At 35.1% G+C, this 19,854-nt stretch carries 23 protein-coding genes, 1 tRNA gene and 1 other RNA gene; 19 read left to right on the forward strand and 6 right to left on the reverse strand.

All coding sequences use genetic code 11. The annotated features are described in order from the left end of the window. The first annotated feature begins 106 nt into the window (after positions 1-106). The 3 genes from F1847_RS09205 (at position 107) to F1847_RS09515 (ending at position 934) form a co-directional block, all read left to right on the forward strand. Positions 107-250, forward strand: coding sequence for a hypothetical protein (locus F1847_RS09205; protein WP_168194253.1), 144 nt, complete (start codon positions 107-109; stop codon positions 248-250). A gap of 61 nt (positions 251-311) precedes the next feature. Next, positions 312-476, forward strand: coding sequence for a transposase (locus F1847_RS03600; protein WP_150071736.1), 165 nt, complete (start codon positions 312-314; stop codon positions 474-476). Positions 477-766: 290 nt separating this feature from the next. Next, positions 767-934 (forward strand): IS3 family transposase, encoded by a 168-nt coding sequence (locus F1847_RS09515; RefSeq protein WP_150072755.1) that lies wholly within the window; start codon positions 767-769, stop codon positions 932-934. Here the strand turns inward: F1847_RS09515 and F1847_RS03610 are convergent. Further along, a complete protein-coding gene (locus tag F1847_RS03610) occupies positions 911-1,975 on the reverse strand; it encodes a hypothetical protein (protein WP_150071737.1) in 1,065 nt (354 codons plus the stop codon). The two genes, F1847_RS09515 and F1847_RS03610, sit on opposite strands and share 24 nt — an antisense overlap. Positions 1,976-2,390: 415 nt before the next feature. Here F1847_RS03610 and F1847_RS03615 point away from each other — a divergent pair, with 415 nt between their 5' ends. The 8 genes from F1847_RS03615 (at position 2,391) to F1847_RS03650 (ending at position 6,505) form a co-directional block, all read left to right on the forward strand. Further along, complete coding sequence (locus tag F1847_RS03615) at positions 2,391-2,609, forward strand: hypothetical protein (RefSeq protein WP_150071738.1); 219 nt, start codon at positions 2,391-2,393, stop codon at positions 2,607-2,609. A 428-nt stretch (positions 2,610-3,037) separates the two neighbouring features. Next, positions 3,038-3,304 (forward strand): hypothetical protein, encoded by a 267-nt coding sequence (locus F1847_RS03620; RefSeq protein ID WP_150071739.1) that lies wholly within the window; start codon positions 3,038-3,040, stop codon positions 3,302-3,304. Then, the gene (locus F1847_RS03625) at positions 3,240-3,923 is read left to right on the forward strand and encodes a nucleotidyl transferase AbiEii/AbiGii toxin family protein (protein ID WP_150071740.1); all 684 of its coding nucleotides are present in this window, start codon (positions 3,240-3,242) and stop codon (positions 3,921-3,923) included. The genes F1847_RS03620 and F1847_RS03625 overlap by 65 nt, the downstream gene beginning before the upstream one ends. A 362-nt stretch (positions 3,924-4,285) precedes the next feature. After that, positions 4,286-4,579 (forward strand): hypothetical protein, encoded by a 294-nt coding sequence (locus tag F1847_RS03630; protein WP_150071741.1) that lies wholly within the window; start codon positions 4,286-4,288, stop codon positions 4,577-4,579. After that, positions 4,555-4,695: a transposase gene (locus F1847_RS09520; protein ID WP_150071742.1), complete on the forward strand. Its 141-nt coding sequence runs from the start codon at positions 4,555-4,557 to the stop codon at positions 4,693-4,695. Before F1847_RS03630 ends, F1847_RS09520 begins: the two co-directional genes overlap by 25 nt. Then, the gene (locus F1847_RS03640; RefSeq protein WP_240702846.1) at positions 4,644-5,060 is read left to right on the forward strand and encodes a transposase; all 417 of its coding nucleotides are present in this window, start codon (positions 4,644-4,646) and stop codon (positions 5,058-5,060) included. Before F1847_RS09520 ends, F1847_RS03640 begins: the two co-directional genes overlap by 52 nt. Continuing rightward, positions 5,017-5,262, forward strand: coding sequence for a transposase (locus F1847_RS09525; RefSeq protein ID WP_150071744.1), 246 nt, complete (start codon positions 5,017-5,019; stop codon positions 5,260-5,262). The genes F1847_RS03640 and F1847_RS09525 overlap by 44 nt, the downstream gene beginning before the upstream one ends. Positions 5,263-5,431: 169 nt before the next feature. Continuing rightward, positions 5,432-6,505, forward strand: coding sequence for a hypothetical protein (locus tag F1847_RS03650; protein ID WP_150071745.1), 1,074 nt, complete (start codon positions 5,432-5,434; stop codon positions 6,503-6,505). Positions 6,506-6,534: 29 nt separating this feature from the next. Here the strand turns inward: F1847_RS03650 and F1847_RS03655 are convergent, their stop codons facing one another. Next, positions 6,535-7,329 carry a GGDEF domain-containing protein gene (locus F1847_RS03655; RefSeq protein WP_168194255.1) on the reverse strand — a complete coding sequence of 265 codons (795 nt, stop codon included), beginning with the start codon at positions 7,327-7,329 and terminating at the stop codon, positions 6,535-6,537. A gap of 152 nt (positions 7,330-7,481) precedes the next feature. Then, positions 7,482-7,836: a transfer-messenger RNA gene (gene ssrA / locus F1847_RS03660) on the reverse strand. 301 nt (positions 7,837-8,137) lie between these two features. On the opposite strand from ssrA, the gene F1847_RS03665 reads away from it, so the two are divergent. Further along, on the forward strand, positions 8,138-8,464 hold the full coding sequence (locus tag F1847_RS03665) for a hypothetical protein (RefSeq protein WP_150071747.1): 327 nt from the start codon (positions 8,138-8,140) through the stop codon (positions 8,462-8,464). Between the two features lie 111 nt (positions 8,465-8,575). Here the strand turns inward: F1847_RS03665 and F1847_RS03670 are convergent. Then, positions 8,576-8,661 (reverse strand) — tRNA-Leu (locus F1847_RS03670). A gap of 110 nt (positions 8,662-8,771) precedes the next feature. Here F1847_RS03670 and recN point away from each other — a divergent pair. From recN to F1847_RS03705, 7 genes are all read left to right on the forward strand, one after another. Then, positions 8,772-10,412 carry a DNA repair protein RecN gene (recN, locus tag F1847_RS03675; RefSeq protein ID WP_150071748.1) on the forward strand — a complete coding sequence of 547 codons (1,641 nt, stop codon included), beginning with the start codon at positions 8,772-8,774 and terminating at the stop codon, positions 10,410-10,412. Continuing rightward, entirely contained in the window at positions 10,413-11,342 is a 930-nt protein-coding gene (locus F1847_RS03680; RefSeq protein ID WP_150071749.1) for a tRNA 4-thiouridine(8) synthase ThiI, read from the forward strand. Beyond that, positions 11,327-12,139 carry an S-adenosyl-l-methionine hydroxide adenosyltransferase family protein gene (locus F1847_RS03685; protein ID WP_150071750.1) on the forward strand — a complete coding sequence of 271 codons (813 nt, stop codon included), beginning with the start codon at positions 11,327-11,329 and terminating at the stop codon, positions 12,137-12,139. Before F1847_RS03680 ends, F1847_RS03685 begins: the two co-directional genes overlap by 16 nt. A 3-nt stretch (positions 12,140-12,142) precedes the next feature. Continuing rightward, on the forward strand, positions 12,143-13,552 hold the full coding sequence (gene murC / locus F1847_RS03690; protein ID WP_150071751.1) for a UDP-N-acetylmuramate--L-alanine ligase: 1,410 nt from the start codon (positions 12,143-12,145) through the stop codon (positions 13,550-13,552). 8 nt (positions 13,553-13,560) lie between these two features. Then, positions 13,561-14,589 carry a sensor histidine kinase gene (locus F1847_RS03695; protein WP_168194256.1) on the forward strand — a complete coding sequence of 343 codons (1,029 nt, stop codon included), beginning with the start codon at positions 13,561-13,563 and terminating at the stop codon, positions 14,587-14,589. After that, positions 14,579-15,979: a sigma-54 dependent transcriptional regulator gene (locus tag F1847_RS03700; protein WP_150071753.1), complete on the forward strand. Its 1,401-nt coding sequence runs from the start codon at positions 14,579-14,581 to the stop codon at positions 15,977-15,979. Before F1847_RS03695 ends, F1847_RS03700 begins: the two co-directional genes overlap by 11 nt. A gap of 73 nt (positions 15,980-16,052) precedes the next feature. Further along, the gene (locus F1847_RS03705) at positions 16,053-16,817 is read left to right on the forward strand and encodes a sulfide-dependent adenosine diphosphate thiazole synthase (protein ID WP_150071754.1); all 765 of its coding nucleotides are present in this window, start codon (positions 16,053-16,055) and stop codon (positions 16,815-16,817) included. A 51-nt stretch (positions 16,818-16,868) separates the two neighbouring features. Here the strand turns inward: F1847_RS03705 and uvrC are convergent, their stop codons facing one another. Continuing rightward, a complete protein-coding gene (gene uvrC / locus F1847_RS03710; protein WP_150071755.1) occupies positions 16,869-18,671 on the reverse strand; it encodes an excinuclease ABC subunit UvrC in 1,803 nt (600 codons plus the stop codon). An 8-nt stretch (positions 18,672-18,679) separates the two neighbouring features. Next, complete coding sequence (locus F1847_RS03715) at positions 18,680-19,819, reverse strand: 3-isopropylmalate dehydrogenase (RefSeq protein ID WP_150071756.1); 1,140 nt, start codon at positions 19,817-19,819, stop codon at positions 18,680-18,682. Between the last annotated feature and the right edge of the window lie 35 nt (positions 19,820-19,854).

The following is a 19,854-nucleotide window of genomic DNA, read 5'->3' on the forward strand; positions in this document are numbered from 1 at the left end:
AAATTTGTTAAAATTATCTTTGATCTTTCACTTAAAAAAAATTAAGTATGCTGAAGATGAAAGGGGTAGTGTCTCATTAATTTTGTAAAGACTTGAGGTGAAGGGTATGGTAGCTTCCCCAATTCTTAATAACCAAAACTACCAGAAAGGAGGGGAAGCTACCATTAAGCAACTAAACAACTTAAACCCTCAACTCCAACAAGAAATTTTAGACTCCTATACTGGACCCCATAGGAACTGGACACACTAAAGTTGTAGAGGTTAAACTCTCTTGTTAGGCAGGGATAAAATATTAAGACAGGAGGTGTGAGATGAAACAGAGGAAATGGACGGCAGAGGAGAAATTAGCAATAGTCCTTGAGGAGCTAAAGGAAAAGAGGTCAGTAGCTGATATATGCAGGGGCATAAAATCAGCCAAACCTTATATTACCGATGGAGGAATAAATTTCTTGAGGCTGGCCAAAAAGAACTTATGAATGCCTCATCTGACGATAATCCCTATAAGGCATAGATAGAGAAGCGAAAGAAGTTCCGTGGCAAGCTATAGAGATAGAAATTTAAAAAAAACAGAGGAGCTATTAAAAACAAGATAGAGGCAATAGAGATGCTTAAGGAAGCTATATATACGATTAGAGCTGCCTGTAAGGCTTTAGGAATATCAAGGGAGAGCTTTACGCTGCCAAAGAGGTAAAGGTTGTTGAATGGTTAGCAGAAGGTCCAAAGGATGAGGAACTTTTGAGGAGGATAAAGGCGATAAAACCAGAGCATCCTTTTTTGGGGATATAGGCAAGTTACCGCCTGGCTTAAGCATAGAGAGGGCTTAAAGATCAATCACAAAAGGGTTTATATGCTCATGAGCGAGCAAGGATTACTTGTCACAAATACAGCTCATAAGGCGAAGAGGGCAGCATCAATCTCTACCTCCACTTTTTAAATAAAATTCCCTTAAATGTTCAGGCAATAATTCCGCAGGATATATTCTTTTGGACAACTTATCAAGATGCCACCACCACTCCTTTAAGTCATGCTCATCATAGTCATAAGGCTCAATACAACGGTTTTCCAAGGCATAACGCAAGAGTGCCTTGTCTGCCTCAACTACCCTCGGATGATTGTCTAATCCCCTCTTATGAATCTCATCCCTACTTAGAAATAAAGGGGCCTCATAGTCATCGTAGCAAAGTTTATAAACATACTCCTCATCATAGACTATTCTTTCCCAATCGCTTAACACGTCTTCATACACGTATGTCTCTTGCAAATGCTCTGGTAGAAGCTCAACTGGATAAGTCCTTTCTTTAATTTTATCTAAATGCCACCACCAAAAATTAAGGCTCTTACGAAAAATTGGTTTATAAGTTTCTTCTTCTGTATTATGAATTGTTATAATTAGCACAGTAATTAGGCGTTTATCGCTTTTTACTACAGCTTCTTCCCTGCTAAGTCCTCTATTTTCTATTTCATCTCTTATAGATAAGTAAAAGAAGGATTGTCTGTGATGATAGGCTGGAATATAAAAAAACTCATCCTCTTTAGTGTAAAGGTCCCACTCCTTTATTAGCTCACTATCAGACTTTTCTGGAATTGTCCTTAAACGATCTTTTAAATCTTCTAAATAAACCTCTCTCAAATAGGGATAATCATAGAAATAATTGGCAGGATAAAGCCTTTTAGTTATAAGGTCTAAACACCACCACCATAAAGAACTATCTCTGCCTGCAGACCAATCTACTCCTTCTTTTAAAACCCAACGAAGAAGTTTTTCATCTGCATCTCTAACAGCAGGAATATATTCCAATCCAGTTCCATAAAACTCCCGATGATGTGAATTTTCATCGTATATTTTCTGTCTAACTAAAAGATAATCGTTACAAGTTTCATAGCTTTTAAACTTCCAAAGATTTTCTTCTTTACAGCACTCAACCCAAAGTTCTACTAACTCATCAAGTTGATAGACAGATAAACCTCTTTTCATTTCATTTCATTTCATTTTGTTTTATCCATAACCTCTTTTGAGGTAATAGGTCTGTAAATTTGATCTACAAAGTGGAAAGTAATTTTCACGGTTGTGGGTAAGTTCATAGGGTATGTATATTTTTAAAAATCTCCTCTTTGATGCTTGCATTTTAATTACCTTTCTTAGGGCACTCCTGCATTTTTTCAGACAAAGAAATATTACAGGGCTAAGTTTTCTTAGGTCATCAAATATTTAGTATTTTTGAATTTTTCATCCCTTAGCCCCTTTTAGTCTTCAATGTTTATTTTGTAATTTTACAGGTGAAAGTTCAATTGGTCTACCCCTCGGTTTAGCTTAAAAAGCTCTCGCGAAAAATTATAATCTACAATAGTGTCTCTTTAATTGTGTAAAGACTTGAGGAAAAGGGAAGGGTATGGTAGCTTCCCCAATCCTTAATAACCAAAACTACCAGAAAGGAGGGGAAGCTACCGTGAAAGAAAAAACTAAAACTTTAACAAAACAACCTATAGAAGAAATTCTAGACTTTTTTCAGCAAGAAGTCAACAATCTTATTAAAAACCTTTTAGAAAACCTTATGCTTAAAGAAAGAAGGATTTATTTAGAAGAGCAAGAAGACTATGAATCAAGTTGAGAGAGTCGTTATATTTAATCTTGAAAGAAATAGATGAGAGATTAAACTCAAGGAGGTTAAGAGGATTTAATGGAGGTTAAAGTGAGGACTACCATGCTCTCCTCAAAAGATTCTTTACACAATAAAAGAGACACTATGATCTTTTACTCTCTAACGGCAAGCATCAGTCGTCAGAAAGCGTGAGAAAAAAATGATTTAAGAAAGAAATGGCAACATGAACAATCACAATAATTATAATGCAACATTAAAATTTGTTAAATCAACAATAGCCCTACTTATGAGATACTTTGAGCCATCATCTCGTCTCTGAAGAATATTCTACCAATCTGACCTCTCATATTAGGAATTAAGGGTGAACTTTATAATAGTAACCACAATTATTTTTCTTGATCTTGAAAAAGAAGGTTAATGGTATATCTTTTTAAACTATGAAAGGAGAGACAAAAAAGTACCTCTGGGATGATGCAAAAAGTAAGGATACGCTTGCTTTCAGAAAAATGTGCTTTGAACCTTACGAGATTCTTTTGGAAGCTTATCCATTGGAATACTTGAAAGAGCTTTACTTTAAGTTCTACTATCAGTTGGACAAAAGAAACAAAAACTTCTGGAAAATAATCTTGGGAATCTCGGATGAAGAAATTAACCAAAAGGCAAAGAAAGGTTTTAGAGAGGCTTGTAAGATCTGGAATTATTGAAGAAGGATTTTATTTAGCAGGTGGGACTGCCTTAACCTTAAAATACAATCATAGAGGCTCAAGAGATTTTGACTTTTTTTCTGAAAGCTTTTTTAAAAACTCTCCTCTCCATTATTTAAACATCCTCCAAAGGGGAGGCGACTTAAAGATAGAAATGTTAAAAGCCGACACTTTAATTTTTTTTCTCCAAGATGTAAGGTGTAGTTTTTTCCTTTATCCCTACAAATTGATAAGACCTTTGGAAAAGATAAAAATTTCCATTTCTGATGAAGAAAAAAACAACGAGTATGTAGCTGTAGCTTCTGATGAAGACATAGCTGGAATGAAGGCAGTTGCTATCGTTCAAAGAGGAACAAAAAAGGACTTCTACGACCTGTGGTTTCTAATGAAAACTTACAACTGGAACTTGACTGATGTAAAGAAAATTTGCAAAACTAAATATGGTGCCCTCTTTCCTGAATCAGCCTTTGAAAGGGCCATCGTTTACTTTGATGACGCAGAAAAAGAATCTTTTTCGGAAATAGATCCCTTTTGGGAAGAAATAAAGCAGTTTTTTGTTAATGTAGTTAAGCATCCTGTTAGCTCAAAGCTAAAAATAAAAAAGGAATTGCTCAATTAATGTCTTACCCTAAAAGACCTCTAAAAGGAATATAATAAGAAAACCGTTCTTCACCCTTCCCCCTTCTTTAAATTTAGATTCCCCTCAGGGATGTCAAGGAAAGAATTTTGATCGTTGCTGGTGCAGTTTTTAATCAAATTTAAAAAAGAAAAAGGTCTAGTCTAGTTTTAATAATTATAGCGTTTTTTTTCTTGTTTTTGGAAAAGTTTTATCAAAGAACTTTATTTGAAGCCATTGTTAGTAAAATAGATGTAAAGGTAGTATCTCATTAATTGTGTAAAGCCTTGAAGAATAATAAAGGGCATGGTAGCTTCCCCCCAGGGAAACAAGTAAAAATTACCAAAAAAGGAGGGGAAGCTACCATGAAAGAAAAAACTAAAACTTTAACAAAACAACCTATAGAAGAAATTCTAAACTTTTTTCAGCAAGAAGTCAACAATCTTATTAAAAACCTTTTAGAAAACCTTATGCTTAAAGAAAGAAGGATTTATTTAGAAGAGCAAGAAGACTATGCAAATGGTTTTTATACCAGAGATTTACTTTTCGTGCCTTCCTACTTCCTGAAAGAAGGAGGGCTGAAAAGCATTTCCCGGTTAATAAAGGTGACTGAAGATGAAGTTAAAGAACTTATTTGTCTATTCGTCGAAATGAGGTAGCAAAGGAGCCAGTATATTTAGCTTTAGGGATAAAGCCTGATGGGAGAAGAGAGATACTTGGATTTTGGATATTTGGGTATGCCAGGGAGAGTGCCAAGAATTGGGAAAACCTTTAAGAGAGTTAAATCGGCGTGGGGTAAAGAAAGTTCAACTTTTTATTACGGATGATTTGCCTGGGATAGAAAATGCCATAAAGATGGTTTATCCAGCTTCGGAATGGCAACTTTGTGTATTACATACTGTAAGGAATTCTTTAAATAAGGTGCGGGCAAAAGATAGAGGTTTATTTGCAGAAGATTTAAAAAGGATATATAGAGCAGAAACAGAAGAAAGAGCTAAGGAGGGGATATTAAGATTAAGGGAAAGATGGGGTAAGGTATATCCTAAGGTAGTGAAGAAATGGGAGGATAAAGCGTATGCATTATTAACCTTTTTGTTTGAGGTATCCGAGAGAGATAAGGCAGTTTATTTATACAACTAATCAGGTTGAGAGGTTAGCGAAAGAGATAAAAAGGAGGATAAAGGTAATAGAAGTATTTCCGGATGAAGGCTCTGTTGAGAGGTTGTTATATTTAATCTTGAAAGAACTGAATGAGAGGTTAAACTTAAGGAAGTTAAGAGGGTTTAATGAAATTGAATTGGGGAACTACCATGCCTTTCCCGGAAAAATTTTTACACAATAAAAGGGACACTATGAATTATTTTGGTAATTGGGAATTTTTTACAAAAATTTTTTATATAAGGATTGTCAATTCCTCAAAATAGGGACTATTGAAATAGAAAGAAAGATGAGGTAAGTTTTTATCTTAAATTTAAGAAGATATTTTAAAATATTAAAAAAAGAGGGAACCAATGGAAGAAAGTTTTAAATTTATCGGTCTTCTTTTGGTCTTCATATTTTTGGTTTTAATTTATAAACAATACAAAAAGCTTATTCAGATTTATAAAGAAATAGGTGCAGAGATGTTCTCCTATTTTCCTCCTAAAGCTTTGCTAAAGCTCGGAAGTCAGAAAATTGAAATTTCTTACCTCTATGGATTAGTTATAAGAACAAAGGTGTCTTTAAATGGATACCTTTCCCTTGAGAAAAAGTGGCTTGGAAAGAGTTTTAATACTTTTTTTGATGATCCTAACTGGGCAAAAATTGTTTTAGATTCTTCAAAGCTTAGTCTACTTATAACACCTGAATCCCAGCTTCAACACCTTTCTTCCGTTGAAATTCTTGGTAACACTCTCAAAATTGCCTTTTATCATAGAAAAATTGATCAAGCTTTTAAAGAAGAGATAAAAAGGGCAATCGAATTATTGCCTGAAGTAGTTAAAAGTTTTGAGGGATTACCAAGCTCAAAAATTGGTATAGTTAAAGAGAGACTAAGAAATTGGTTATTTTACTATCTTCCTCTAAGTATTTTCTTAGTTTTCACTGCAGTTGGTATTTATTGGAGAGTATTAGGATATGGTGATGTTTTATGTAGAGATGATCTTTTTAAACTTGGTTTTAAACTCTTAATCCCTATATATCTTTTGCATCTTCTTGCTACATATTTTATTCTTGGTAGACATTTTCATCTTAGAAAAAATCTTTTAATTCTAATAATTCTTTACTTTGCTGGATACTACTTGATACCATTTGTTGTACTTGAGCCCTTTAACGCAAGGTTTGACAGGTCAGAAGCAAAAAGGATTGAAACCATTGTAAAAGGTAAATATGTTTTGTATGGGAAAATGGGTGGTTTTTTCTTAAAGTTAAGTGATCTAAACTGTCCTTTTAGAGTGTCAGAGCGACTCTATAAAAAGGCAAAGATAGGTGATAAAATGGTTTTTTATGTAAAAGATGGAGCCTTTGGGCTGCCTTGGGCCTATCGCTTTTGGATTGAAAGAGTCTCTACAGAAAATTTTAGAGAAAATAAAACCTCAAACCGATGAATCCTTTATCCTGATTAATTTTTGTCTAATTAGGTTGTTGTGTTATTTATTAGAATTTCACAGCGATTTCTTCCATTTCTTTTTGCTATGTAGAGAGCTTGATCTGCTCTATTGATAAGAGTTTTTTTACTATCTGTACATAGAAATTGTGTTATGCCAAAACTTGCAGTTATATGTTCCTTGATTCCCTTAATTTTAATCTTTGCTATTTCTTTTCTTATTCTTTCAGAGGCTTTCAAAGCATCGTCTATCTTAGTATTTGGTAGAAGAATAATAAACTCCTCACCACCATATCTTCCAAATATATCTTCTGCTCTTATCAATTTTCTAACCTTATTAGCTACCTTTTTTAGAACTCGGTTACCCACTTCATGTCCGTATTTGTCGTTTATTCCCTTGAAATGATCTAAGTCAAACAAAACTACTGAGAGAGGTAGTTTGTGCCTTAGAGCAAAGGAAATTTCGCGACTTAAAATTTTATTTAGTGCTCGTTTATTTAAAATTCCGGTTAAGGGGTCTGTATTTGCTAATTTTCGTATAGTGGCTAAAGCTTCAGATAGCTGGTCGTTCTTCTTTTTGAGTTCTATTGTAATATTAACTAATTGGTCGTTTAATTTAGACATTTTTTCTAGTAAATCATAATAAGTAAGTAAATGTTGATCAAAAATTAGGAGAAAAAATGTACCACAATTAAAGATGTGTCCCTTAAGAAGGATTGGTAGTGTCTCATTAATTGTGTAAAGCCTTGAAGGAAAGGGAAGGGTATGGTAGCTTCCCCAATGCATAATAACCAAAACTACCAGAAAGGAGGGGGAAGCTCCCATACCCATTTTACTTTTCAAGTTTTTACACAATTAATGATATAATATCGAATGGATGGAATTAATTATTATTGTTTTTGCTTTTTTATGTATAATTTTCCTGATAGAAAGCGGGTAGAAATTTTGGAATAAAAGTTGTTGGTTTTTAAGAATTTTGGTGGAGGCGGCGGGAATTGAACCCGCGTCCGGAGATAGTTCAAGTTAAACCTCTACAGGCTTAGCCTGTGGGTAGATCTCGTAGGGCGCTCGTCACAGGCACCGAGCAACCCTACCAGGTGGGTTGCATTCTCGGAAGGCTTAACCCCACCTATTAAGCCTTCCAGAGCCTGTTAGGTCACACACCTTTAGACCCACAGGCAAGGTCTAAAGGTGCGTGGCAGCGCTCTTAGGCTGCCAAAGCGTAGGAGTATTCGTTGGCAGTTGTGTTTTTGCACCCTATTTAACGTGGTTGGGTGCGACCACGGCCTGCTGTTTAACCCTACCTATCCCCGTCGAGCCCTTTTCGCCCCCATATTTTCTAAGAACATCCGACTACTTAAAAATAATAAAACAAGATAAAATTTTTTCAACCTTTATCAAGCCCAAAAATATTGAATACGGTATTTAAGACGGTAAAATAGCAGATTGCTTTTTTTAAAAAATGTGGTATAATATTTAAAATAAGCTTAAAATTTAAAATCAGAGATATTTCTTAAATAAATTCAATAAAATAAATTCATAACAGTAATCCTAATATCTAAATAAACTCATAGTCCTATATAGTCAAACTTATATAGTTAAGGCTGTTAAAAAACTAAAAGGAGGCAGTTTTATGACTAAAGTTCCCCATTTTGATAACCAGATAGAATGGATGATAGAGTTAGAAGAATATGTTTATAAATTACTTAAAGATTATAAAGAGGAATTTGAAAAGATAGCTAAAAGCATAGATGAAAATTTTATGAGTCATGTTAAAGATCCAAAAAATAGATTTTTTATAAGCTTTTTTATAAGCAAAATTGTCGGAGAATATTTTACAAACTTTTTGCTTGGTGATTTCATCAAGCTTGAAGAAATAAAACTAAGAGAAGCTTTGGAAGATGACTATGATGAAATCAAAGCAAAAGAGGAAGAGGATGATGAAAAAATCATCAATTAAAACGCAAAGGATGGTGGATAATATTTTGGGTGGTATGTAAATTATGGTAATACTTTAGAAAAACTTGTTTAAGAATTTTTATGTGTTTTAAAAAAGGATTATCTTGAAGAGTGCCCGGGGCCGGACTCGAACCGGCACGGGGCGGAAACCCCAGTGGATTTTAAGTCCACAGCGTCTACCAATTCCGCCACCCGGGCTATATTAGTTCTAAGACTTTTAAAATAATAATCTAAAAATTAGGTTTAGCAAGAGGGTTTACCTTGTTTTTTATAAGAAAATGTTTTAAAATTTTATAGTCATTTAAGGTATGTTAAAAGAACTTAGCATCAAAAATCTAGTTTTGATAGACGAGGTTTCCCTTAATTTAGATAAGGGGTTTATTGTTTTTACTGGTGAAACCGGAGCAGGTAAGTCTTTGGTAATAAAGGCTATAAGGCTTTTGTTAGGCGATAGGTTTAGTCAAGACTATCTTAAGCCTGGGGCTAAGGAAGGAGAGGTAGAGGCTGTTATTTGGGGTGGAGAACTTTTATACCAAAGGTTAAAAGAATTGGGTTATTCTGAGACCGAGGAAGTTCATGTTATACGCTCTTTTTCTCCAAAAAAACAAAAAGTTTTTATTAATGGGGAATTAGCTTCTTTGACAGAACTTAGTTACTTAACCAAGGACTTCATCCTTCTTACCAGTCAGCATGAATTTTATACCCTACTGCATCCAGAAAAACAGTTAGAGCTTTTAGACGAGTTTATTAACTTATCCCCTCTTCTCAAGCCTTACCGAGAAGCTTTATCTCAATATAAAGAAATCTCTTCTCAAGTTTTATCTTTAGAAAAGAAACTTGAAGACTTGATGCTAAAAAAGGATTTTTTAACCTTTCAAATAAAAGAGCTTGAAGATTTAAATCCAAATCCAGAAGAGGAAGAAGAGCTTAAAGAGAAAAGGGAAAAACTTAAAAATCTTACTTTTTTAAGAGAACAGTTGAGTTTGGTCTCAAATCTTTTAGAAGAAACCACCTCTAACCTTCATCAAACTTTATCTTCTTTTGAAAAACTTAGCGATTTAGATAAAACCTTTAAGTTTTATGCTGAAAGAACTTTAGGGTTTTACTACGAAATAAAAGAAATGTTGCGAGAGGTTCAAGCCTATTTTAAAGAACTTCCTGAGGACAACTCAGAATTAGACCAAATAGAAGCACGACTTTCTCAATATGAAAGGTTAAAGAAAAAGTATCAAAAAGATACCCAAGGTTTGCAGAAACTTTTAAAAGAATTAAAAGAGGAACTTAAGCTTTTAGATTGTGGAAAAGAGGACTACGAAGACTTAAAGAAAAAAAGGGAAGTTTTGGCAGATGAAGTGATAAAACTTGCAGAACACCTAACCTTTAAACGAAAAGAAGGGGCGTCAGTCTTAACTAATTTGTTAAAAGAAGAGCTTAAAGAACTTGGGATGGAAAAGGTTGAGATCTTGATAGAGGTAATTACTAAGTCTTTTGACCCTAAAAATTTTAGTCCTTATGGGCTTGACGAGGTTAAGATCCTTTTTTCATCCAATCCAGGGATTCCACCAAGACCGCTTGAAAAGGTGGCTTCTGGAGGAGAACTTTCTCGCTTTTTCTTAGCTACTCAGTCTATCATTAAGGATAAACAGACCGCTAAGACGGTTATTTTTGATGAGGTAGACGTGGGGATAGGAGGACTTACCGCTAAAAAGGTAGGGGAAAAACTAAAAAGACTTTCTGAAAATACCCAGGTGCTTTGTATTACCCATCTTCCTCAAATAGCAGCTTTGGCAGACCACCATTTTTTAGTAGAAAAGGTCTCAACTCAAGAAGAAACCAAGGCTATGGTTAAACTTCTTAAAGGAGAAGAAAGACTTAAGGAAATTGCTCGGATGTTAGGCCATCCAGACCATATTGAATTAGCTTTTCAATTTTTAAAGGAACGGGCCTAAATGATAAAAGCGCTTTTATTGTTTTCAGACGGGCTTGATAGCCTTCTTGCAGGTCTACTTCTTAAAAATCAAGGGATAAAGGTATTTCCTGTGAGGTTTATTACTCCTTTTTTTGGTTGGAAATATAAAGAAAACCCTGAGATGTTTTATCAGAAAACTTTAGATGTTGGTTTTGAAAAGGGTCTGGTGGTAGATATAACCGAAGAATACTTAGAGGTTTTAAAAAAACCTAAGTATGGATATGGAGATTTTGCTAATCCTTGTTTAGACTGTAAGATTTTGATGATTAAGCTTGCTAAAAATTTGCTTGGTGAGCTTGGATGTGATTTTATAGCTACTGGAGAGGTAGTAGGTCAAAGGCCCATGAGCCAGAATAAACAAGCGTTAGGGCTTATAGAAAAAGTTGCAGGAGTAGAAGGTTTTCTTCTAAGGCCTCTTTCTGCTAAGCTTTTAGCTCCTACTATACCTGAAGCTAAAGGGTTGATAGACAGAGAAAAACTTTTAGACCTTCAGGGAAGACAAAGAAAAACCCAATTTGAATTGGCTAAAAAGTGGGGGTTAAAAGAAATTCCAACCCCTGCAGGGGGATGTTTGTTGACCGATCCGCAAATAGGGACAAGGGTTCTTAGAGTCTTAAAGGAAAAAAGACCGCTTAACTATAAAACCGCTCAAATTCTTTGTTTAGGGCGCCATTTTTTTGAAGAAAATCTTTGGGTTGTGCTTGGAAGAAATCAAGAGGAAAATCAGAGAATTCAAAAAATAATAAACGTAGATTACGCGCTTTATACACTTAATGAAAGTGCACCCATTGCCTGTATCCTCGAAGGTAATCCTCCTTTAGAGTTTATAAAAGAACTTTTACTGAAATACTCTCCTAAAGCTAAAAGAAAGTTAGCTGCAGGAGAAAGGATAGAATGTATAAAACTGTAGCTTTACTTACTGACTTTGGGTCTAAAGACCACTATGTAGGGGTGGTTAAAGGTAGAATATTGCAAGAACTTGAAAAAAAAGGATGGTCAAACTTTGCAGACCTTCAGTTTATAGACCTTTGTCATGAAATACCCCCTCAAGATATTAAAAAGGCCGCTTTTATGTTGTTTTTTTCTTATCAATATTTTCCTCAAGGTACCATATTTTTATGTATCGTTGACCCAGGGGTAGGCACTGAAAGAAAGGCATTAGTTCTTAAGACTGATAAATATTTTTTTGTTGGTCCAGATAACGGAATTTTTTCTTTAATCTATCAAAAAGAACCAAAATTGATTCCCTATGAAATAGAAGTAAATAAGGTTTTAAGACCTCCTTATAGTCAAACTTTTCATGGGAGAGACCTTTTTGCTCCTGTGGTTTCTTGGTTGTTAACAGGGGAGTCATTAGAACATTTTAGCAGGAGGATTTCTTTAGAAAGCTTGATTAAATTAGAGTTTAAACCTCCTGAAAAAACAGAAAAAGGTTTGAAGCTTTCTGTATGGTATGTAGATCGTTTTGGCAACCTGATTACCAACCTGCATCAAGATTTGGCAAGACAAGTCGGAAAGGCTTTTAAAATTTTGGTAGGCGGTAGAGAAATTCCGATGGTTAAAACTTATGCGGAGGCTAAAAAAGGAGAGATAGTAGGGTTGTTTGGAAGCGAAGGCCTACTTGAAATAGCGGTCAATCAAGGTTCAGCAGAAGAGGTTTTAGGTATGCCTGAGATAGAAATTATTTTGGAGAAAAAGGAGAGTTGAGTTATGAAGGTATTTTTTATAGGAATCGGTGGAATAGGAATGTGTGGAGTAGCAGGTCTTTTAAAACAATCTGGATATCAAGTTTTTGGTTCAGAAAAAGCAGAGGTTTATCCTCCGGCTTCAGAAATTTTAAAAGAATTAAAGATTAGAGTCTTTCCTTTTGACCCAGAAAACATAAATCAAATCAAACCCGATTGTGTAGTGGTAGGAAACTCGGTCAAGGCTGAGCATCTGGAAGTTTTAAAGACTCAAGAGTTAAAAATCCCGCTATTTTCTTTTCCCCAATTTCTTGAAAAGAATTGTTTTAACGGAAAAAAGGTTTTAGTTTGTGCTGGAACCCATGGCAAGACAACTACTACTGCACTTTTAAGTTATTTAATGAAAAAAGGTGGATATGAGCCTTCATTTTTGATAGGAGGGGTGTTAAAGGATGAAGGGAGAAATTTTGGTTATGCCGAAGGAAAATGGATAGTGATAGAAGGAGATGAATATCCTTCTGCTTTTTTTGACAAGGTACCTAAGTTTTTTCATTATAAACCTTATGCTGTTATCTTAACGAGCTTAGAGTATGATCATGCAGATGTATATCCTGATCTCGAAACTTTAAAAAAAGCCTTTATAGAATTTATAAAACTTTTACCTGAGGATGGGTTGTTGGTTTATAACGGTGATGAACCTAATTTAAAGGAGGTAATAACAAGGGCAAACCCTAAAGCTAAGGTTATTTCATACGGAAAAGAAAAGAGCAATGATTTTAGGTTGGTGGAAGCTGAAACTTTTTGGGGAGAGAAGTGTTTTATGTCTAAGTTTAAGGTTAACCAATCTGATAAAGAAGAGATTTTTCAGGTAAGTTTGGTAGGAGAATATAACATGTTAAACACCTTAGGGGTGATAGCTTTATTAAAAGGATTAAATCTTTTTAATCAGGACATAAAAGAGGGATTAAAAACCTTTCCGGGAATAAAAAGAAGACAAGAGGTAGTCTATAAATCTAATGAGCTTGTGGTAATAGATGATTTTGCCCATCACCCTACCGCGGTTAGAGTTACTCTTGGTGAGCTTAAAAAAGCAGTAAAACCAGAGTTAACCGTGTTGTTTTTTGAACCTCGGACCAACTCAAGCAAGCGTAAGATTTTTCAACAGGCTTATGTAGAAAGCTTATGCTTAGCCGATGTGATTTATCTTAAAGAACCAATAGGGTTAGAAAACATTCCTCAAGAAGACCGGATAGACCTTGATAGAATGGTAGAAGAGATTAGATTTAAAAATAAGAAAGCTTTTAAACTGACAGAAGAGTTTAACCTAATAACAACCTTTGATTGGTTAAACTATCCTGGTAAAAAACTGGTAGTGTTTATGTCTAGTGCTTATATGGAAAAAGAAATGCAAGGATTGTTGAAACTGCTATTCTGATGGTATTTTTGGAAAACTCTATAATTTTTACTAAGGATAGCATAGAAAAAATTAATTACCCTACTGCTATTTCTGAATGTGAAAGGGTAGGGCTTGAGTTTAAGCATAAAATCGTTTATTATAACTCAAGGTTTTTAAGGGACTTTATTTATCTTCTTAAAGATGATGAGGTGGTTTTTTTAGAAGAGCTTTTTGGTCCGGTTTTTGATACCTTTGGGTTGACGTTTTTTACCTTTGAAAACAATTTTTATTACCTTTTTAATCTTCCTATTAATCCAAATTATACTATACATGTGTTTATTCAGGAAAAAGACTGGTTTAGATTTCCTTACTGGATTAACACCGAAAGACTTGCCAGTTTGGGGAAATTAGCAGGTGAAATATCTCATGAGTTAAAAAATCCTTTAAGTGGTATCCTTCTTTATGCCAGTATGTTAAAGGAGGAAATCGGAGAGGTTCCTACCTATCAGACATGGTTAGAAAGGATTATCAGCCTTACTGAAAGATGTAGGATGATTATCAACGGACTGTTGACTTTTGGGAGACCTGAGGAAGAAAAAAGAGAATGGGTAGAGGTTAATTTTACCATAAAGAAGGTATATGAGCTTCTGTCGGAATATCCTTTATTTAAAAACATAAAATTTAACTTAAAATTACAAACCAACCTTCCCCAGATTTATGCGAGCCAAGGCCAGATAGAGCAGGTGTTGTTTAATCTTTTTATTAACGCTGCCCAGGCTATGAAGGGAAAAGGAGAAATTACCGTAGAAACTTTTTTTAAAAACGATACGATAGTGATAAAAGTAAAAGATACAGGTCCAGGTATACCTTCTGAGATCATGCCTTTTATTTTCGACCCTTTTTTTACTACCAAAGAAAAAGGTGAGGCTACCGGTTTGGGACTTTCCATTTGTTATGGTATTATCAAAAACCATGGAGGAAGGATAAACGTTTACAACCTAAAAGAGGGAGGGGCTTGTTTTGAAATTCTTTTTCCTTTATTAACCAGGGAGGCTTTAAGAGAAGATGCGGTATAAAGGAAGGATTTTGGTAGTAGATGATGAAGTAGACATAAGAGAAGGGTTGGCTATTTTTTTTCAAAAAGAAGATTATCGGGTGGATACAGCTGAGAATAAAAAGGACGCTTTAGAATATTTTTCTAAAAAGGAGTATGACGTAGTATTTTTAGACCTAAAACTTCCAGATGGAAACGGACTTGACCTTTTAAAAGAATTTTTAGAGATAAACTATGAAAGTCAGATTATCGTTATTTCAGCCTACGGGAATATAGAGACCGCAGTTTCTGCTATTAAAATGGGGGCTTTTGATTTTTTAGAAAAGCCCTTCTCGGTTTATCAGGCTAAGGTAGCGGTTGAAAAGGCTATAGAGAAAAAAAAGCTTATCCTGGAGAACTTATACCTTAAGTTTAGTTTAAAAGAGAAAGAAGAAAAAATACCCTTTATAGGTGAAGACCCTAAGATTAAACAAATTCTTGAGAAGGCTAAAATTATTGCTTCAACCGACTGCACCGTCCTTATTACAGGAGAATCAGGAACAGGTAAAGGGCTTTTAGCTAAAAAGATTCACGAAATGGATTTAATTTATAAAGGACCTTTTGTATGTGTAGACTGTGGAGCAGTGGTACCGACCCTTTTCGAAAGTGAACTTTTTGGCCATGCTAAAGGGGCTTTTACCGGAGCCCAACAAGCCAAAATAGGAAAAATAGAGTTTGCTCAAGGAGGGGTGCTTTTTCTTGATGAAATAGGTAACATCCCACTTGACTTGCAAGCCAAACTTCTAAAAGTAGTAGAAGAGAAAGAGTTCAGCCCTGTAGGTAGTTTAAAGGTTATTAAAGCAAACGTAAGGATAATAGCCGCTACCAACAAAGACCTAAAAGAAGAGGTAAAAAAAGGAACCTTTAGAGAAGACCTTTATTATCGTCTTAATGTAGTAAGCCTACATCTTCCCCCTTTAAGAGAACGAAAAGGAGATATCCTGATTTTATCAAACTACTTTTTAAAACATTTTTGTGAAAAATACAAAAAACCTTTAAAGCTTTTTTCTCCCAAGGTTTTGAGTCTTTTTATGGAATATAATTGGCCAGGCAACATAAGGGAATTAAAAAATTTAATAGAAAGATTGGTAATTTTTTCTACTAAGGATGAAATCACAGAAAAAGACTTGCTTTTGGCTGAGTTTGAACCTCTAACTAAAGAAAAAAACGTAGAAAGATTAACAGAAGAGATGTTTACTTCTACTTTTGAAGAAATTTTACCTATAGAGGAAATAGAAAAACAGTATATAATGAAGGTGCTTAAACAGCTTAACTGGAACAAAAGTTTAGCCGCAAAAAAATTAAAAATAGATAGAAAAACTTTAACTCAAAAACTTAAAAAGTGGGGAGTTGATAAAGAAATGGTAATATAAGTTAATTTTTTCACTTTTACTCCAAATTGTTTATTTTTTAAGTATTTTAATTTACAAAAATTGGGAGGAAGTTATGGAGCTTGAGATCCAGAGGGCTATCGTAAAGTATGGTATGGAAGACCTTTATGATTACAGTGATGTAGATGTACTGATAGTAGGAGCAGGTCCTTCAGGACTTACATGTGCTAAGTATTTAGCTGAAAAAGGCTATAAGGTAGCGGTTTATGAAAAACGTTTGTCCTTTGGTGGAGGTATAGGTGGTGGTGGTAATATGATACCTAAAATAGTGGTTCAAGAGGAGGTATTGCCTATAGTAAATGATTTTAAGATACGATATAAAAAAGCAGAGAAAGGTTTGTATGTGGTTGACCCTGCTGAACTTATCGCTAAACTGGCTACAGGGGCTTTAGATGCTGGAGCTAAGTTTTTTCTTGGAGTATATGTAGAGGATGTAATAGTCAGGGATAACCCACCTAAGGTCTGTGGGGTGTTGTGGAAGTGGACAGCTATAGAAATGGCAGGTCTTCATGTAGACCCACTTTTTACTCAGTCTAAAGCTTTGGTCGATGCCTCTGGTCATGGGGCTGAAATTGTACAAATTGCCGCTGAAAAAAATCCAGAGTTAAACATTTTTATCAAAGGAGAAAGGTCTAACTGGAGTGAAGTTTCTGAAAAGGTGGTGGTAGAACATACTGCTAAGGTAGCAGAAGGGCTTTATGTTACAGGAATAGCCGTTTGTGAGGTTTTTGGCCTTCCAAGAATGGGTCCTATTTTTGGCGGGATGCTTATGAGTGGCAAAAGAATAGCAGAGATTATTGACAAGGATCTATCTAAATAATTATTAATCATAAAGACAGGGGCTGTTTTATAACAGCCCCTTAACCTTTTATTAGGTTTGATATCTTGTCAAATTTTCCTTTAAGGTTTTTGCCAGTTTTAGATTAAATCCTGGTAGTTTAGCGATTTTCTCTAAAGGTGCTTGAATTATTTCTTCGAGACTTTTAAAATGGGAGAGAAGCACTTCTTTGCGTTTTGGTCCTATTCCTCGGATGTTGTCTAACCAACCTAAAAGGTTTTTTTGGGTTTTACTTTTTTCTGCAAAGGTTTTAGCAAACCTATGAGCCTCTTCCATAATCCGTCCGATAAAATGATGAACTTCTTTATGTTTGGGGAGAAAGACAGGATTTTTTCTTCCAGGGATATAAAGTTTTTCAGGCTGTCTTTTTTCGTTCTTAGCAATCGCTCTTATCTCTACTTCTTTTAGGTTTAAGTCTTCAACTACTCTTAAGGCTGTTTCTAAATGTCCCTTCCCTCCGTCTATCAAGAATAGGTCAGGAAGGTTTTGTTCTTCTAATCCTCGTTTTAACCTCCGATATAAGACTTCATAAAGCATAGAATAGTCATCTCTTCCGGCTTCTTTTATGTGATATCTTCTATAAAGACTTTTATCTGGTTCTCCCTCAAAAAAACAGACCGTAGCCCCTACTTTTGCCTCTCCATAAAACTGAGAGAGGTCTATAGCTTCAATCTTACGTGGTTCTTTAGAAAGTTTGAGCACTGTTTTAATCTCTTCGGCAAGTCCTGCATACCAAGGTTTTTCTTGTCGTTTTTCTGAAATGACATACTCTTTAAGGTTTTTTAGTGCTATTTGTTTTAACACGATAAATTCTTCTGACTCTGGATGGACTAATATTTCTACTTTATAATTTGCGTTTTCTGTTAAAACTTCTTCTAAATCCTCTTTTTCTTCTAACTCATAAGGAAGGTAGATTTTAGGAGGAATGACTTTACCGTCAAGATAAAACTGAACTAAAAGCTCTTTTAGGGTAGACCCTTCAAGAGGGTTTTTAATCCCAAAACTTTGGAAGCCATAAAGGTACCCATGTCTTATAAAAAGAACGATAAAATATTCCTTAGCTTCTGTTTTTTGAGTAAACCAAAAGTCTAAGTCTAAGGCTTCTTGTAGAACTACCGCCTGTTTTTCTAAGATGATTTCAAGGTCTTTTAGCCTATCTCTTAAAAAAGCCGCTCGTTCGAACTCTAAATTTTCAGCAAGTCTTTCTATTTCTTCTCGGATTTTTTCTGCTAATTTTTTCCCTCCTCCTTGGAAAAATTCTATTATTCCTTGAACTAATTTTTGATATTCTTCTTTAGGTATAGGATGAACACAAGGGGCTAAGCATTTTTTGATTTGATAATAAATACAAGGGTTTTTTCTTCTTTTCATCTCTGCGAGGCTACATTTTCTCAAAGGAAAAAGGTTAGAGAGGAGTTTAAGGACCTCTCTTAGACCACGGGCAGAGGTGAAAGGGCCAAAGTATAAGGCTTTATCTCCCCTTTTTCTTCTACGTACAATTTGTAAAGCAGGATATTCTTCTTGTAATCCTATCCTTAAAAGAGGATAGTTTTTATCATCCTTTAAAAGAACGTTATATTTAGGACGATATTTCTTGATAAGACTTGCTTCAAGAAGAAGGGCTTCCTTTTCTGTTCGAGTAAGAAAGTATTCTAAACTTTCAGTAGTTTCTACTAAACGTTGAATTTTAGGAGAAAGGAGAAGTCCTTTTACATAATAGGACAACCTATTTTTTAGATTTTTGGCCTTTCCTACATAAAGGACTTCTCCTCTTCCTCCTTTAAAGAGATAAACTCCGGGTGATTCGGGGATTTCTTTTAAATTTATCATTAACATTTTGCATGCTAAAGTTCCACTCCTTCTTCAGTATACTTAGCCACCAAATCTCCTACTTCGGTGGTAGTATAACCCATTTGTCCTGCAGACAGGCTTTTTAAATGGTCTCTGCAGACTTTGATAACCGCTTTTTCTATGGCTTTTGCTGCTTCTTCTTCTCCTAAATGTTCTAACATCATCATACCTGCACAGATAGCAGCCAAGGGATTGATGACGTTTTTTCCTGTATATTTAGGAGCAGAGCCACCGATAGGCTCAAACATAGAGACCCCGTTAGGGTTGATATTTCCTCCGGCTGCTATACCCATACCACCTTGTATCATAGCCCCAAGGTCTGTGATGATGTCGCCAAACATGTTGTCTGTAACGATAACGTCAAACCATTCAGGGTTTTTGACAAACCACATACAGGTTGCGTCTACATGGGCATAATCTTTTTCTATATCAGGGTATTCTTGTCCTACTTCTTGGAACACCCTATACCAAAGGTCAAAGGCATAGGTTAAAACATTGGTCTTGCCTACTAACGTAACCTTCTTTTTTTTGTTTCTCTTTCTGCAGTATTCAAAGGCAAACCTTATGCACCTTTCTACTCCATATCTTGTATTAATGGACTCTTGGATAGCTACCTCATAAGGAGTACCTTTCCTTAAAAAGCCACCACCTCCTGCATAAAGACCTTCTGTATTTTCTCTGACTACTACAAAATCTATATCTTCTGGACCTTTATCTTTAATAGGGGTCCAAACTCCTGGATAAAGTTTAATCGGTCTAAGGTTAACGTATTGGTCAAGTTCAAACCTAATCCTCAATAAGATTTCTTTTTCAAGAATGCCAGGTTTAACCTCAGGATGACCGATGGCCCCCAAATAAATAGCGTCATGTTTTTTAAGTTCTTCAATGCCTCCTTCAGGGATGGTTTCACCGGTTTTAAGGTATCTTTCTCCTCCCCAGTCAAAAAAATTCCATTCAAACTTTAGGTTGAACCTTCTTCCTGCAGCCTCTAATACCTTAATACCTTCTCTTATTACTTCAGGTCCTGTTCCATCTCCCGGAATTACAGCTATTTTGTAAGTTTTCTTTGCTTCTTTTTTTACTTCTTGAGCCCCTTCTTTTTTCCTTTTACAACTTCCTCCTTTTCTTGTCATCTCTTAACCCTCCTTATTATACACTTTTAGATGTT

This window comes from Thermodesulfobacterium sp. TA1 (assembly GCF_008630935.1).
Classification (GTDB): domain Bacteria; phylum Desulfobacterota; class Thermodesulfobacteria; order Thermodesulfobacteriales; family Thermodesulfobacteriaceae; genus Thermodesulfobacterium.